Raw genomic sequence first — 14,762 nt, forward strand, 5'->3', positions numbered from 1 at the left:
TGACCTCACGCATGTTCGGGAAACAGGGTGGCCAGCCCCTCGGGACTGGCGGGGCAGACGCCCCGTTCGGTGATCAGGCCGGTGACCAGGCGGGCCGGGGTGACGTCGAAGCCCCAATTGCCGGCCGGGCTGCCGTCGGGGGTCACCTGCACGGTGACGATGGCGCCGTCGGCATTCTTGCCGGTCATGTGGGTCTGTTCGGTGACGTCGCGTTCCTCGATGGGGATTTCTTTCACCCCGTCGGCGACTGTCCAGTCGATGGTCGGGCTGGGCAGGGCCACATAGAACGGCACGTTGTTGTCCTTGGCGGCCAGCGCCTTCAGATAGGTGCCGATCTTGTTGCAGACGTCGCCCAGCCGGGTGGTGCGGTCGGTGCCGACGATGCACAGATCGACCATGCCATGCTGCATCAGATGGCCGCCGGTATTGTCGGCGATCACCGTGTGCGGCACGCCGTGCCAGTTCAATTCGCGCGCGGTCAAGGACGCACCCTGGTTGCGCGGCCGGGTCTCATCGACCCACACATGCACCGGGATGCCGGCATCGAACGCCTTATAGACCGGGGCCAGCGCGGTGCCCCAATCGACGGTGGCCAGCCAGCCGGCATTGCAATGGGTCAAAACGTTGACTTGGGTCGCGCCGCGGGCCTTGGCCTGGTCCCAGGCGGCCTTGATCAGTTTCGCGCCGTTGTCGCCGATGGCGGAATTGATGGCGACGTCCTCGTCGGCGATCTCGGCCGCGCGCTGCCAGGCGACGGCGACGCGATCGGATTCGGGGATGCCGCCCAGCGCCTTGATCATCTCGTCCAGCGCCCATTTCAGGTTGATGGCGGTCGGACGGGTCGAGTGCAGAACGTTATAGGACACCGTCAGCGCCAGGTCGGACGGGTTGGCCTTGGCGGCCAGCGCCATGCCATAGGCGGCGGTGGCGCCGATCAAGGGGGCACCCCGGACCAGCATCGCCTTGATGGCGTGCGCCGCGTCGGCCAGCGTTTCCAGCCGGACGGTGACGAATTCGTGGGGCAGGCGGGTCTGGTCGATGATCTCGACCGCTTGACCATCGGCGGCGGGCCAGATGGTGCGGGTGGGGGTGCCGTTGATCTTCATCGCTTCTGTGTCTTCGATCCTGCCGGAAAGGGACGGTCGGGCGCGCACCTTAAGGGATGGCGCCCGGCCGTGCAACGTCCCCCGACGTTGACAGGCCCCCGTTAGGCCTCTATCTCTTGCCGGTCGCACCAAGGCCCGGCGCCCCGGGGCCGTCCCGCCGTCTTGAATACCGAGGTACCGCCCATGTTTGGCGCCATTGCCCGCCGCCTTTTTGGAACCGCCAACGACCGCATCGTCAAGGGTCTGAAGAAGAAGGTGGACGCGATCAACGCGCTCGAGCCGCAAATGGCGGCCTTGTCCGACCAGGACCTGCGCGCCAAGACCGACGAATTCCGTGCCCGCCTGGCCGACGGCACCGACCTGGACGATCTGCTGGAAGAAGCCTTCGCCACCGTGCGCGAGGCCGCCAAGCGGACCCTGGGCCAGCGCCATTTCGACGTCCAGCTGATGGGCGGCATGGTGCTGCACATGGGCAAGATCGCCGAGATGCGCACCGGTGAAGGCAAGACCCTGGTGGCCACGCTGCCGGTCTATCTGAACGCCATTTCCGGTGCCGGCGTCCATGTGGTCACCGTCAACGATTACCTGGCGAGCCGCGACGCCGAATGGATGGGCCAGGTCTACAAATTCCTGGGCCTGACCGTCGGCTGCATTCATCACGGCCTGGACGACGAGCAGCGGCGCGAGGCCTATGGCTGCGACGTCACCTACGGCACCAACAACGAGCTGGGCTTCGACTATCTGCGCGACAACATGAAGTTCCGGCTGGAGGAAATGGTCCACCGGCCGTTCAACTACGCCATCGTCGACGAGGTCGATTCGATCCTGATCGACGAGGCCCGCACGCCGCTGATCATCTCGGGCCCGACCGAGGACAATTCCGAACTGTACCGTTTCGTCGATCGCCTGATCCCCGAACTGGGCGAGGCCGACTTCGAGAAGGACGAGAAGACCCGCGCCGTGACCCTGACCGAAGTGGGCACCGAGCGGATCGAGGAATTGCTGATCGGCGCCGGCCTGTTGAAGGAAGGCGGCAACCTTTACGACATTCAGAATGTCAGCCTGGTCCATCACGTCAACCAGGCCCTGAAGGCGCACAAGCTGTTCACCCGCGATGTCGATTACATCGTCAAGGACGGCAAGGTGATGATCATCGACGAGTTCACCGGCCGCATGATGGAAGGCAGGCGCTTCTCGGAAGGCCTGCACCAGGCGCTGGAGGCCAAGGAAGACGTCACCATCCAGAACGAGAACCAGACCCTGGCCTCGATCACCTTCCAGAACCTGTTCCGGCTCTATCCGAAACTGTCGGGCATGACCGGCACGGCGATGACCGAGGCCGGCGAGTTCCAGGAGATCTATAATCTCGAAGTCGTCGATATGCCGACCAACATGCCGGTCAGCCGCGTCGATGCCGACGATGAGGTCTATCGCACCGCCCGCGAGAAGTACGAAGCCATCGTCACGCTGATCGAGGAATGCCGCGAACGTAAGCAGCCGGTGCTGGTCGGCACCACCTCGATCGAGAAGTCGGAATTGCTGTCCGACATGCTGAAAAAGAAGAAGATCCCCCACCAGGTGCTGAACGCCCGCCACCACGAGCAGGAGGCGAGCATCGTCGCCCAGGCCGGCGTGCCCGGCGCGGTGACCATCGCCACCAACATGGCCGGCCGCGGCACCGACATCCAGCTGGGCGGCAATGTCGATATGCGCATCCGCCTGGAACTGGCCGACATCACCGATGAGGCCGAGCGGGCCAAGCGCATCCAGACCATCAAGGACGAAGTCGCGGCCGGCAAGGCCGAGGCGCTGGCGGCCGGCGGCCTGTACGTGGTCGGCACCGAACGCCACGAATCGCGCCGCATCGACAATCAGCTGCGCGGCCGTTCGGGTCGCCAGGGCGATCCCGGCGGCTCGAAGTTCTTCCTGTCGCTGGAAGACGACCTGATGCGCATCTTCGGCTCGCAGCGCATGGACGGCATGCTGCAGAAGCTGGGTCTGAAGGATGGCGAGGCGATCATCCATCCGTGGATCAACAAGGCCCTGGAAAAGGCCCAGCAGAAGGTCGAGGCCCGTAATTTCGACGTTCGCAAGAACCTGTTGAAGTTCGACGACGTCATGAACGACCAGCGCAAGGTCATCTATGAGCAGCGCAAGGAGTTGATGCAGGTCGATGACGTCTCGGACGAGATCGTCGGCATGCGCCACGAGGTCATCGACGAGATGGTCGGCCGCTGCATCCCCGAGCGCGCCTATGCCGAGGAATGGAACACCGCGCTGTTGCACGAAGAGGTGCTGCGCGTCTTCAACCTGGACCTGCCGGTGGTCGAGTGGGCCAAGGAAGAAGGCATCGCCGACCAGGAGATCAAGGCCCGCATCACCGACCATGCCGATCGCAAGATGGCGGCCAAGGCGGCCGAATACGGCCCCGACATCATGCGCATGGTGGAAAAAAGCCTGCTGCTGCAGATCCTCGACCAGTCGTGGAAGGAGCACCTGCTGCAGCTGGATCATCTGCGCCAGGGCATCGGTCTGCGCGCCTATGGCCAGCGCGACCCCTTGAACGAATACAAGCGCGAAGCCTTCAACCTGTTCGAAACCCTGCTGAACGACCTGCGCGAGCGCGTCACCAGCGTCCTGGCCCATGTCGAGCTGAGGGTCGGCCCCAACGAGAACGATGTCCAGGAAGCCCTGACGCCGGCCCCGCGCGAGATGCATGAAAGCCGCATCGACCCGGCCTTCGGCCGCGACCCGGAATCCGATGCCGCCGTCATGGCCGGGCCGCCCCAGCAGGTGCGCAAGCAGGTGGCGGTGGCCGGCGATCCCTCGACCTGGGGCGACACGCCGCGCAATGCGCCCTGCCCGTGCGGATCGGGCAAGAAGTACAAGCATTGCCACGGGGCGGTGTGACCGGGGCTTAACGTTCGGGCCCGGCCCACTCGCCCAGCAGGCGGGCGAGCTCGCGGGCGGTCTTCTCGTCCAGATCGATGATGGTGAAGCGCGCGCGGCCTTCCTTGATGCGCATCTTCAGCATGCGCAGGCCGCTTTCATGGTCGATCGCCGACAGGCTGATCTCGCGGCTCCACGGCGCTTCCAGCGTCGCGATGGGGGTGGCGGTCTCGGTGGCGAATTCGGGGGCGTCGGTGGTCATGTTGTCCTCTGGGCTCAAGTCCCGCTGATCCTGTCGTGATAGCGCGCCCGGTACAAGAGCCGTGGATGGGCGGGATCGTCCTTGAACGGCTCGCGGGTGTGCAAGACGTTGTTGCTGACCAGGCCCCAGCCGCTTTCCAGGCGGGCCTGGAACAAGGTGGGGGCGGGGCCGTCGAGATGGCGGCGGATGGCGGCGGCCGCCGCCTGGACCTCGGGATCGGCATGCCACTCGATCGAGCGGGTCCGCGCGGTATAGCGCATCTGCAGGCGGCCCTGTTCCACGAAGAAGACCGGGCCGCCCATGGCCGGCCGCGTCATGCCTTCGTCCTCGTTGGGCGGAATGGTCATGGCGTCGGGTCGCATCAGGGCCGCCACCAGGGCCGGGTCCTCGTCGCGCAACGCGATATACAAGGCCTCGGGGTCCATCAGCTTGTTGGCGCCGCCCTCGGCCGCCGGCCGGGCGCAATATAGCAGCAGGCCGCGCACCCGGTGGGATGGGGCGTTGTAATAGCCGTCGGTGTGCCAGGCGATGGGCCGCTCGGTATAGGGGATGTAGCGCGACCGGGTTCCGTCACGGTGCACCGCCAGCGGGGTGATGCCGTCATCGTCGGCCAGGTGGTTGCCGTCCAGCGATTCCAGGCCCAGGGTTCGGCCCAGGGCGCGCAGCGCATTCTTGTCGTCGCGGTCGGGCGGGACCGACTTTTCGACCGTCACCGCCATGTTGCAGGCGGCCACCAGCGCCACCAGCTTGGCGTGCTCGGATGGGGTGGGCTTGGCGATGTCGCCGACCTCGACCAGCAGGTCCTCGACCCGGTCTGGTGCCGATTCCAGGCGCGAATCCCGCCACTTTTGATACGCACCCTTGTTGGAAAGATCAAATTGAGGGGCGAGAGAAAGCGCAGAATTCTGCTGCTCTTGGGCCGTTATTGGAATCATTTTACCTCGCATTTCAGCGCCTTCTGAACGAATTGCCGTTGGATGAAAGAATCCGCTTGGAACGGGCTGCTGCACAATATTATAATCAATTAATGTAAAGGGCCACCCACGAGAATGGCCCGATCAAGGGACGGTTCCAAGGTCTGCGAAAGCGACACCTGGACATAAGTGTATGAATGCGATGAACCCCGCACCGGGTGGGCCGGCGGCGGGAGCAGGATGAGGGATGCGCGGCGTGCGCGACCTCGCCTAGGACTAATGACGGTCAGGGAGATGAGGACTATGTCGAAGAAGATGCCCGAGACCCCGCTTCTGGATCAGCTGGAAAGCGGTCCGTGGCCGAGCTTCGTGACCGGCCTGAAGCGGCTGGCCACCGACGAGGGCAAGCCCTATGCCGACTACATGAAGAGCTTGCTGGGTCAGCTCGAAAAGAGCTACGTGACCCGCAAGGGCTACTGGAAGGGCGGCACGGTCGGTGTGTTCGGTTATGGCGCCGGTGTCATCCCGCGCTTCTCGGAAGTCGCCGACCAGTTCCCGGAATCCTCGGAGTTCCATACGCTGCGCATCATGCCGGCGCCGGGCTTCTTCTACGACACCAAGACGCTGCGTCAGATGTGCGACATCTGGGCCGAGCACGGCTCGGGCCTGATCGCCCTGCACGGCCAGTCGGGTGACATCATGCTGCAGGGTGCCCGCACCGACCAGGTGCAGCCGGCCTGGGACAAGATCAACGAGATGGGCTTCGACATGGGCGGCGCTGGCGCCGGCGTGCGTACCGCCGCCTCGTGCATCGGTCCGGCCCGCTGCGAGCAGGCCTGCTACGACACCCTGAAAGCGCACCGCGTTATCATCAATGACTTCACCGACGACATTCACCGGCCCAGCCTGCCCTACAAGATGAAGTTCAAGTTCTCGGGCTGCGCCAACGACTGCGCCAACGCCACCCAGCGTGCCGATGTCGCCATCCTCGGCACCTGGCGCGACGACATGGTCGTCAACCAGGAAGAGGTCAAGGCCAAGGTCAAGCATCTGGGGCGCAAGGAATTCATCAATCAGGTGATCCGCATGTGCCCGACCCAGGCGCTGGCGCTCAACGACGACGACACCTTGGACGTCGACAACAAGAGCTGCGTGCGCTGCATGCATTGCATCAACGTCTGCACCAAGGCGCTGAAGCCCGGCAAGGATCGTGGCATCTGCATCCTGGTCGGCGGCAAGCGCACGCTGAAGATCGGCGACCTGTTCGGCTCGGTGGTGATCCCCTTCATGAAGCTGGAAAACGACGAGGATTACGAGAAGCTCGTCGAACTGGCCCACAACATCCTGGATTTCTTCGCCGAGAACGCCCTGGAACACGAGCGCACCGGCGAGATGATCGAGCGCATCGGCCTGGTCAATTTCCTGGAAGGCCTGGGTCTCGACCTGGACGTCAACATGATCGCCCAACCGCGCACCAATTCGTACATCCGCACCGACGGGTGGGACGACGAAGTGCGCAAGTGGAACGATCGTAAGACCGCCGCGGCCGAGTAATCGGGACAACCAATTCAGAAATAGAGGGAGCTAGGACGATGAGCCAGTTGCGCCGTCCCGACGAATGTGGTGTGCCCGAGGCCACCCAGTTTATGCATCCGGTCCTGAAGAAGAATTATGGACAGTGGGCCTATCACGACCGGCCCCGCCCGGGCGTTCTGCGCCACGTGTCCAATTCCGGCGAACAGGTGTTCACCGTCAAGGCCGGCACCCAGCGCCAGATGGACGTCTATACCATCCGCAATCTGTGCGACATCGCCGACCAGTTCTGCGACGGCTATATCCGCTTCACCATCCGTTCGGCGGTCGAGTTCATGACCCCCGACGAAGCCAAGGTGCAGCCGCTGATCGACGCCCTGGAAAAGGCCGGCTATCCGGTCGGCGGCACCGGCAACTCGGTGGGCTTCATCAGCCACACCCAGGGCTGGCTGCACTGCGACATCCCCGGCACCGACGCCTCGGGCGTGGTCAAGTCGCTGATGGACGAGTTGTCGGAAGAGTTCCGCAACGAAGAGATGCCCAACCGCGTCAAGATCACCACCAGCTGCTGCCAGATCAATTGCGGCGGCCAGGGTGACATCGCCATCAACATCCAGCACACCAAGCCGCCGGTGATCAACCACGACCTGGTGGCCGGCGTCTGCGAGCGTCCGGCGGTCATCGCCCGCTGCCCGGTGGCGGCCATCCGGCCGGCCCTGGTCAACGGCAAGCCGACCCTGGAAGTCGACGAAAAGAAGTGCGTGTGCTGCGGCGCCTGCTATCCGCCGTGCCCGCCCATGCAGATCAACGATCCGCAAAACTCGAAGATCGCCATCTGGGTCGGCGGCAAGCATTCCTCGACCCGCTCGAAGCCGATGTTCCACAAGCTGGTCGCCGCCGGCATCCCGAACAACGCGCCCCGCTGGCCGGAAGCCGCCGAGATCGTCAAGTCGATCCTGGGCGCCTACAAGAAGGACGCCCGGGCCTGGGAACGCATGGGCGAGTGGATCGAGCGCATCGGTTGGCCGCGCTTCTTCGAACTGACCGGTCTGCCGTTCACCAAGTACCATGTGGATAGCTGGCGCGGTGGTCGTTCGAACCTGAACCAGTCCGCCCATCTGCACTTCTAGGCTTGGGGAAGAAAGCACATGAAGTTCGGCATTTTGGTCAACGAAGGCCCTTACAACCATCAGGCTTCGGACTCCGCTTACCAGTTCGCCAAGGCGGCGCTGGAAAAGGGTCACGAGATCTTCCGGGTCTTCTTCTATTACGACGGCGTCTTGAACGCGACGAAGCATTCCGAGCCGCCGTCGGATGACCGCAACGTGATCAAGAACTGGCAGAAGCTGGCCGAGGATCACAAGGTCGATCTGGTCGTCTGCGTCGCCGCCGGCTTGCGCCGCGGCATCGTCGAGAGCAGCCTGGCCCCGGGTTTCCGTATTTCGGGCCTGGGTCAGCTGATCGAGTCGGGCATTCAGTGTGACCGTATGGTCACCTTCGGCGATTAAGGGAGGCCTAAGATGGAAGAGGATTTCGAGGGCGGAATCGTCAAGAAGTTCATGTATGTGAACCGCAAGGCCCCCTATGGCACCGTCTATGCGCTGGAAGTGCTGGAAATGGTGCTGATTTCGGCGGCCTTCGACCAGGATGTGCATGTCGCGTTCCTGGATGACGGCATCTACCAGATCAAGAAGGGCCAGGACACCAAGGAACTTGGCCACAAGAACTTCTCGCCGACCTATCGGGCGCTGGAAGGCTATGACATCGAGAAGCTGTATGTCGAACAGGAAAGCCTGGACGAACGCGGCCTGACCGAAGCCGACCTTCTGGTTCCCGTCGAGGTCATCAGCCGCGCCGAAATGGCCAAGCTGATGGGCGAGATGGACGTGATCCTGACCGCGTAAAGGGGCAAATCCGATGAGCATTCTGCACACCGTCAACAAGAGCCCCTTCGAGCGTTCGAACCTGGATAGCTGCCTGAAGCACGCCAATCAGGGCGATTCGGTGCTGTTGCTGGAAGACGCCGTGGTCGCCGCCATCGCCGGCACCGCCTTCGCCGCCCGTCTGACCGACGCGGCCAAGATGGTCAAGCTGTGCGTGCTGGGCGCCGATCTCAAGGCGCGTGGGCTTGATCCGGCCAAGGTCATCGACGGCGTCGCCGTTGTCGATTACGCCGCCTTCGTCGACATGGCCGCCGCCAACAACGCGGTCCATGCCTGGTTATAATCTCGGGGTACCCAAATAAATAGGGAGAGTGGAGACATGGCTTATTCTGTTTCGGGCAAGAGCATCGAGGCCGATGAAGAGGGTTACCTGGTTGACATCAACCAGTGGAACGAAGAGCTGGCCGATCTGATCGCCAAGGACGAGGGCATCACCATGAGCCCCGAGCATTGGGAAGTCGTCAACTTCCTGCGCGAATATTATGCCGAGTACCAGATTGCTCCGGCCGTGCGCGTGCTCACCAAGGCCATCGCCAAGAAGATGGGCCCGGAAAAGGGCAGCAACAAGTACCTGTACGAGCTGTTCCCGTACGGCCCCGGCAAGCAGGCGTGCAAGATCGCCGGTCTGCCCAAGCCGACCGGCTGCGTCTAAGGTTTTCGTTGGCGTCGCCCCCGCGCAAGCGGGGGCCCAGTTTGAAGCTGGATGTCCGCGCTCGCGCGGACATGACGGGACTTTGCGTGCGTGAAGGGACTGCTTCGGCGGGAGCGAGGAAGACGTGACAACCCTATTCGCCATCCTGTTCTACACGGCCTTTGCCGTGCTGCTGGCCGGCCTGGGCTTCAAGATCGCCCAGTTCGCCCGCACGCCCGCGCCGTTGAAGATCCCCACCACCCCCGGGCCGATCACCACCCCCGGAATCGCCTTCCGTCTGGGACGCGAGGCGGTGCTGTTCGAAAGCCTGTTCAAGTCCAACAAGCCCTTGTGGATCTTCGCCATCATCTTCCACTTCGGCCTGTTCGTGGTGCTGGCCCGTCACTTGCGCTATTTCCAGGAACCGGTGTGGTTTTGGGTCGGTCTGGTCCAGCCGTTCGGCCTGTATGCCGGCCTGGCGATGGTCGCCGGCCTGGGCCTGCTGTTGCTCCGCCGTTTCGTGATCGACCGCGTCGTCTATGTCACCAGCCCGTCCGACATCTTGATGCTGCTGCTGCTGCTGGGCATCGGGATTACCGGCCTGGGCATGACCACGCTGGCCCATACGGACATCATCGCGGTCAAGGCGTTCTTCCTGGGGCTGATGCGCTTTTCCATCCAGCCGCTGCCGACTGATCCCGCCTTGCTGGTGCATCTGGCGCTGGTGGCGGTTCTGATGATCGTCTTCCCGTTCTCGAAGCTTTTGCATGCGCCCGGACTGTTCTTCAGCCCGACCCGCAATCAGAAAGACGACCCGCGCGAGCGCCGCCATTTGTCCGACTGGGCGGCTAAGCTTGAAGCGGGAAGGAACTGACCCATGGCCGATATCGACGTTCCTGTCCTGGGTGATCCCGCCGAGCGCGAGATTCCGGCGATCCATCCCGGTGCGATGGCCGGCTCGAAGCCCTATGTCGCCCAAGCCGTCCACCAGGAGCCCCTGGGCTTCGCCGGCGAACTGCCCGAGGATTGGCAGGCCAAGGCGCTGGGCCGCATGGGCGACCTGCTGGGCCGCTACCGCTCGCTGCAGGTGTTCATGGACATCTGCGTCAAGTGCGGCGCCTGCACCGACAAGTGCCATTACTTCATCGGCACCGGCGACCCCAAGAACATGCCGGTGGCCCGTCAGGACCTGTTCCGCTCGGTCTATCGCCGCTATTTCACTCCGGCCGGCCGCGCCCTGGGGGCCATCGGCCTGGGCAGCCTGGTCGGCGCCAAGGAATTCACCCGCGAGCTGCTGGACGAGTGGTTCAACTACTTCCACCAGTGCTCGCAGTGCCGGCGCTGTTCGGTGTTCTGCCCCTACGGCATCGATACCGCCGAGGTGTCGATGGCCGCGCGCGACGTGATGAACCACATCGGCATGGGCCATAAGTACGCCAACGAGATCATCGGCAAGGTCCACAAGATCGGCAACAATCTGGGCCTGCCGGCTCCGGCCTTGCTCGATACGCTGGAAGGGCTGGAAGAGGACGTCAAGGACGAGACCGGCCAGGACGTCAAGTTCCCGATCGATGTCGAGGGCGCCGAGGTCCTGCTGGTCACCCCCTCGGCCGACTTCTTCGCCGAGCCGCATGTTTTGGGCCTGATCGGCTATGCCAAGGTGTTCCATGCCGCGGGCATTTCGTGGACCTTGTCCACCAAGGCCTCGGAAGCCGGCAATTTCGGCATGTTCATCGGCAATTACGAGCAGATGCGCAAGATTTCCATGCGTATCCGCGAGGCGGCCCAGGAACTGAAGGTCAAGCGCATCGTCTTCGGCGAGTGCGGCCATGCCTGGCGCGTCGCCTATTCCTTCCTCAACACCCTGGCCGGCCCGTGGGACTTCCTGGACCCGCGCTATCCGGTGCCGCAGCACATCCTGGAAGTCACCGACGGGCTGATCAAGAAGGGCGGCATCAAGCTCGACAAGTCCGGCAATGACGGCATGGTGCTGACCGTGCACGATTCGTGCAACGTGGCGCGTGCCAGCCGGATGGGCGATTGTCCCGGCGGCCAGTTCACCATTCCGCGCGACGTCATCAAGGCCAGCGTGCCGAAATTCGTCGACATGCATCCCGACACCACCCACGAGAAGACCTTCTGCTGTGGCGGCGGTGGCGGCTTGCTGACCGACGAGTTGCTGGATTTGCGCGTCAAGGGCGCCAAGCCCCGCATGGAAGCCCTGAAGGACGTGATCGACCGCGAAGGCGTCACCCACATGGCCGCCATGTGCGCGATCTGCAAGGCCCAGTTTACCAAGATCCTGCCGATTTACGGCTACGACAGAGAGATGGTGGTTTCGGTTCACCAGCTGGTGAGCAATTCCATCCTTCTCGGCAACAACGATTAAGATAAGTTCAAGGGAGACCACCATGGCTAAGACCACCGCCAAGGCCATCACCGAGGGCAAGAATTACCGCCGTTACAAAGACGGCGATTACGAGCCGTCGGCCTGGCAGGACGAGATCTTCAAGGCCGGATGGTCGCACAAGTGCCCGACCTACGTGCTGCGCACGCCGCCCTGCTCGGGCTCGTGCCCGTCGGGTCACGACATCCGCGGCTGGCTGGACATCGTGCGCGGCATCGAAAAGCCCGCCGAGGGCCAGAGCTGGCAGGAATACGCCTTCCGCCGCATGACCGAGGCCAACCCGTTCCCGTCGGTGATGGGCCGCGTCTGCCCGGCGCCCTGCGAGCAGGGCTGCAATCGCAACATGGTGGAAGAGCACGTCGGCATCAATTCGGTCGAGCATTTCGTCGGCGATTGGGCCATCGAAAACAACATGACCTTCGCCAAGCCGGATCATGAAACCGGCAAGAAGATCGCCGTCATCGGCGGCGGCCCGGCCGGCCTGTCGGCGGCCTACCAGCTGCGCAAGAAGGGCCACGCGGTCACCTTGTTCGAGGACAAGCCGGAACTGGGCGGCTTCATGCGCTATGGCATTCCCGGCTACCGCACGCCGCGCGACAAGCTGGACGCCGAGATCAAGCGCATCATCGACACCGGCATCACCGTCAAGACCAATTGCCGTGTCGGCCGTGATCTCAAGGTTGCCGACCTCGAGCGCGATTTCGACGCCATCTTCTGGGGCGTCGGCACCCATGCCGGCCGCGGCCTGCCGCTCCCCGGCTGGGCCGATACGCCCAATTGCGTCTCGGGCGTCGCCTTCCTGAAGGCCTTCAACGAGGGGCGTCTGCAGGCCGTCACCGGCCGCATCATCGTCGTCGGCGGTGGCGACACCTCGATCGACGTCGCCTCGGTGGCCCGTCGCCTGGGCCACATCAAGGAAGTGTCGAGCCAGGACCGCATCGAGCACATCATCCTGGGCCAGACCGCCCACGACGTCGCCGCCACCGCCCAGCGCGAGGGCTGCACCACCACGCTGACCAGCCTGTTCCCGGTCGAGAAGATGATGGCGGCCGAGCGCGAGGTGGAAGACGCCAAGCGTGAAGGCATCGACATCAAGGGCGGCGTGATGCCCCTCGAGGTGCTGAAGGGTGCCGACGGCCGCGCCACCGGCCTCAAGATGTGCAAGTGCACCATGAACGGCATGGTCCCCGAGCCCATCGCCGGCACCGAATTCATCGTCGAAGGCGACCTGATCGTCGCCGCCATCGGCCAGAAGGGCGATCTGGTCGATCTGCCGGAAATGGACAATGGCAACGGCTTCATCAATGCCGACAAGACCATGCGGGTGCCGGGCAAGCCGAAGCATTTCGTCGGTGGCGACGTGGTCCGTCCGCATCTGTTGACCACCGCCGTCGGCCATGGCCGCATCGCCGCCGCCTCGATCGAGGACTTCCTGGAATCGGGCGAGATAGCCAAGCGTCCCAAGGTCGATGTTCACCAGTTCAACCTGCTGAACAAGCTGCGCGAGACCAACCTGAGCCCCGAACCCTATGACGGCACCGCCACCCGGGGCACCTCGACCGCCAAGTTCGCCGTCCACAATTTCGAGGACCGCGCTTCGGCCGAGATCATCCCGCACGACCAGCTGTTCCTGGGCCACTTCACCCAGGTCGCGCGCAACCACCGCGACGAGGTGCATATCGGCGCCGACGAGGTGATCGGCAATTTCGCCGAGCGTCTGATGCCGCTGTCGGAAAAGACCGTCGTCGATGAGGCCAAGCGCTGCATGTCGTGCGGCCTGTGCTTCGAGTGCGACAATTGCGTGGTGTTCTGCCCGCAGGGCGCGGTCAGCCGCGTCTCGAAGAAGGAACGCACCACCGGTCGCTATGTGGAAACCGATTACTCGAAGTGCATCGGTTGCCATATCTGCTTCGACGTGTGCCCGACCGGGTACATCCAGATGGGCCTGGGCGAGTAAGGATCGACGGCCATGCGCGCTTGGGTGCTGTCATTGCTGATGGGGTTGGTCTGGCTGACCGGTCAGGCCTGGGCGGGCGATATTTCGCCCGTCATCCCCAAGGCGCAAGGGGCCTGCGTCGATGAGCCGCAGGCCATGCGACGCCATCATTTCGACTATCTGAAGCACCAGCGCGACGACACGCTGCGGTCGGGCATCCGGGGCGCCAAGTATTCCTTGAAGGAATGCGTGTCGTGCCATGCCCTGCGCGGCCATGACGGCAAGGCGGTCCCGGTCAATGCCGAGGGCCAGTTCTGCCAGTCGTGCCATTCCTATGCCGCGGTGTCGATCGATTGCTTCACCTGCCACGCCACCGTGCCGGACAAGGCGCCGAAAACGGCCGGAGTGACCCAATGACCGAGACCACTCGCCGTGACCTGCTGAAGGGAGCCGCCGGGGCCGTCGTCCTGGCCCCCGGCCTGACCCTGATCGCTGCAAAGGCCCAGGCCCGCGCCCCTGGTTCCGCCGCCAGCGCCGCCAACCGCTTCGGGCTGCTGATCGACACCGGGAAGTGCGATTCCGGCTGCACCGCCTGCGTCGATGCCTGCAAGACCGAGATGGGGCTGACCGGCCACGACCGTCCGGCCACCGACGTCCAATATATCCGCAAGGTCAACGTCAAGGACCCGGCCACCGGTGCGGCTCATTCGGTGCCGGTGATGTGCCAGCATTGCGCCAAGCCGCCTTGCGTCGATGTCTGCCCGACCGGGGCCAGCATGAAGCGGGCCGACGGCATCGTTTTGGTCGATCGCCACATCTGCATCGGCTGTCGCTATTGCATGATGGCCTGCCCCTACAAGGCGCGTTCGTTCGCCCACGAGGACCAAACCAATCAGCGCGAAGCCAATCCGCGCGGCAAGGGCTGCGTCGAGGCCTGCACGCTGTGCGCCCACCGCATCGATGCCGGGGCCAAGCCGGCCTGCGTCGAGGCCTGCGCAGCCACCGGCAAGGCGGCGATCCTGTTCGGCGATCTGGCCGACCCCAATTCCGAATTGTCCCGCCGCGTCGCGGCCGAGGCCAGCACCCGCATCCGCGCCGATCTGGGCACCGGTCCGGCCGTGCGCTATCAGGGGATCTGACC

15 protein-coding genes are annotated in these 14,762 nt (G+C 64.0%); 12 read left to right on the top strand and 3 right to left on the bottom strand.

The genetic code is table 11. From position 1 onward, the window contains the following. Positions 1-5 precede the first annotated feature (5 nt). Positions 6-1,106 (bottom strand): S-methyl-5-thioribose-1-phosphate isomerase, encoded by a 1,101-nt coding sequence (gene mtnA / locus A6A05_RS19615; RefSeq protein ID WP_068504850.1) that lies wholly within the window; start codon positions 1,104-1,106, stop codon positions 6-8. 183 nt (positions 1,107-1,289) lie between these two features. Between mtnA and secA the strand changes: the two genes are divergently transcribed. Next, positions 1,290-4,016: a preprotein translocase subunit SecA gene (secA, locus tag A6A05_RS19620; RefSeq protein WP_068504852.1), complete on the top strand. Its 2,727-nt coding sequence runs from the start codon at positions 1,290-1,292 to the stop codon at positions 4,014-4,016. A gap of 7 nt (positions 4,017-4,023) precedes the next feature. Here the strand turns inward: secA and A6A05_RS19625 are convergent, their stop codons facing one another. Both A6A05_RS19625 and A6A05_RS19630 read right to left on the bottom strand, forming a co-directional pair. Then, complete coding sequence (locus tag A6A05_RS19625) at positions 4,024-4,257, bottom strand: DUF6967 family protein (protein WP_068504854.1); 234 nt, start codon at positions 4,255-4,257, stop codon at positions 4,024-4,026. Positions 4,258-4,271: 14 nt separating this feature from the next. Further along, a complete protein-coding gene (locus A6A05_RS19630; protein ID WP_068504856.1) occupies positions 4,272-5,192 on the bottom strand; it encodes a TauD/TfdA family dioxygenase in 921 nt (306 codons plus the stop codon). A 282-nt stretch (positions 5,193-5,474) separates the two neighbouring features. Between A6A05_RS19630 and dsrA the strand changes: the two genes are divergently transcribed. The 11 genes from dsrA to dsrO all read left to right on the top strand — a co-directional run bounded on the left by dsrA (position 5,475) and on the right by dsrO (position 14,760). After that, positions 5,475-6,725, top strand: coding sequence for a dissimilatory-type sulfite reductase subunit alpha (gene dsrA, locus A6A05_RS19635; protein WP_068504858.1), 1,251 nt, complete (start codon positions 5,475-5,477; stop codon positions 6,723-6,725). Positions 6,726-6,763: 38 nt separating this feature from the next. Beyond that, entirely contained in the window at positions 6,764-7,834 is a 1,071-nt protein-coding gene (gene dsrB, locus A6A05_RS19640; protein ID WP_068504860.1) for a dissimilatory-type sulfite reductase subunit beta, read from the top strand. Positions 7,835-7,852: 18 nt separating this feature from the next. Continuing rightward, the gene (tusD, locus tag A6A05_RS19645; protein WP_068504861.1) at positions 7,853-8,212 is read left to right on the top strand and encodes a sulfurtransferase complex subunit TusD; all 360 of its coding nucleotides are present in this window, start codon (positions 7,853-7,855) and stop codon (positions 8,210-8,212) included. 12 nt (positions 8,213-8,224) lie between these two features. Next, entirely contained in the window at positions 8,225-8,608 is a 384-nt protein-coding gene (tusC, locus tag A6A05_RS19650) for a sulfurtransferase complex subunit TusC (protein ID WP_068504864.1), read from the top strand. Between the two features lie 13 nt (positions 8,609-8,621). Beyond that, on the top strand, positions 8,622-8,930 hold the full coding sequence (gene tusB, locus A6A05_RS19655) for a sulfurtransferase complex subunit TusB (RefSeq protein WP_068504865.1): 309 nt from the start codon (positions 8,622-8,624) through the stop codon (positions 8,928-8,930). A 36-nt stretch (positions 8,931-8,966) separates the two neighbouring features. Next, positions 8,967-9,299, top strand: a complete 333-nt coding sequence (locus tag A6A05_RS19660) for a TusE/DsrC/DsvC family sulfur relay protein (RefSeq protein ID WP_068504868.1) — start codon at positions 8,967-8,969, stop codon at positions 9,297-9,299. Positions 9,300-9,423: 124 nt separating this feature from the next. Beyond that, on the top strand, positions 9,424-10,152 hold the full coding sequence (locus A6A05_RS19665; RefSeq protein ID WP_068504869.1) for a respiratory nitrate reductase subunit gamma: 729 nt from the start codon (positions 9,424-9,426) through the stop codon (positions 10,150-10,152). Between the two features lie 3 nt (positions 10,153-10,155). Further along, entirely contained in the window at positions 10,156-11,667 is a 1,512-nt protein-coding gene (dsrK, locus tag A6A05_RS19670; protein WP_068504871.1) for a sulfate reduction electron transfer complex DsrMKJOP subunit DsrK, read from the top strand. 22 nt (positions 11,668-11,689) lie between these two features. After that, positions 11,690-13,642, top strand: a complete 1,953-nt coding sequence (locus tag A6A05_RS19675) for an NAD(P)-binding protein (RefSeq protein WP_068504873.1) — start codon at positions 11,690-11,692, stop codon at positions 13,640-13,642. A gap of 12 nt (positions 13,643-13,654) precedes the next feature. Continuing rightward, the gene (locus A6A05_RS19680; protein ID WP_068504875.1) at positions 13,655-14,038 is read left to right on the top strand and encodes a cytochrome c3 family protein; all 384 of its coding nucleotides are present in this window, start codon (positions 13,655-13,657) and stop codon (positions 14,036-14,038) included. Further along, positions 14,035-14,760: a sulfate reduction electron transfer complex DsrMKJOP subunit DsrO gene (gene dsrO / locus A6A05_RS19685; protein WP_068504876.1), complete on the top strand. Its 726-nt coding sequence runs from the start codon at positions 14,035-14,037 to the stop codon at positions 14,758-14,760. The genes A6A05_RS19680 and dsrO overlap by 4 nt, the downstream gene beginning before the upstream one ends. Positions 14,761-14,762: the final 2 nt, after the last annotated feature.

Source organism: Magnetospirillum moscoviense (assembly GCF_001650635.1).
Taxonomy (GTDB): domain Bacteria; phylum Pseudomonadota; class Alphaproteobacteria; order Rhodospirillales; family Magnetospirillaceae; genus Magnetospirillum; species Magnetospirillum moscoviense.

Bases quoted from the DNA above. Each gene is read 5' to 3' on its own strand.
- mtnA (WP_068504850.1), bottom strand. From the start codon at position 1,106: ATGAAGATCAACGGCACCCCCACCCGCACCATCTGGCCCGCCGCCGAT.
- secA (WP_068504852.1), top strand. From the start codon at position 1,290: ATGTTTGGCGCCATTGCCCGCCGCCTTTTTGGAACCGCCAACGACCGC.
- A6A05_RS19625 (WP_068504854.1), bottom strand. From the start codon at position 4,257: ATGACCACCGACGCCCCCGAATTCGCCACCGAGACCGCCACCCCCATC.
- A6A05_RS19630 (WP_068504856.1), bottom strand. From the start codon at position 5,192: ATGATTCCAATAACGGCCCAAGAGCAGCAGAATTCTGCGCTTTCTCTC.
- dsrA (WP_068504858.1), top strand. From the start codon at position 5,475: ATGTCGAAGAAGATGCCCGAGACCCCGCTTCTGGATCAGCTGGAAAGC.
- dsrB (WP_068504860.1), top strand. From the start codon at position 6,764: ATGAGCCAGTTGCGCCGTCCCGACGAATGTGGTGTGCCCGAGGCCACC.
- tusD (WP_068504861.1), top strand. From the start codon at position 7,853: ATGAAGTTCGGCATTTTGGTCAACGAAGGCCCTTACAACCATCAGGCT.
- tusC (WP_068504864.1), top strand. From the start codon at position 8,225: ATGGAAGAGGATTTCGAGGGCGGAATCGTCAAGAAGTTCATGTATGTG.
- tusB (WP_068504865.1), top strand. From the start codon at position 8,622: ATGAGCATTCTGCACACCGTCAACAAGAGCCCCTTCGAGCGTTCGAAC.
- A6A05_RS19660 (WP_068504868.1), top strand. From the start codon at position 8,967: ATGGCTTATTCTGTTTCGGGCAAGAGCATCGAGGCCGATGAAGAGGGT.
- dsrK (WP_068504871.1), top strand. From the start codon at position 10,156: ATGGCCGATATCGACGTTCCTGTCCTGGGTGATCCCGCCGAGCGCGAG.
- A6A05_RS19675 (WP_068504873.1), top strand. From the start codon at position 11,690: ATGGCTAAGACCACCGCCAAGGCCATCACCGAGGGCAAGAATTACCGC.
- A6A05_RS19680 (WP_068504875.1), top strand. From the start codon at position 13,655: ATGCGCGCTTGGGTGCTGTCATTGCTGATGGGGTTGGTCTGGCTGACC.
- dsrO (WP_068504876.1), top strand. From the start codon at position 14,035: ATGACCGAGACCACTCGCCGTGACCTGCTGAAGGGAGCCGCCGGGGCC.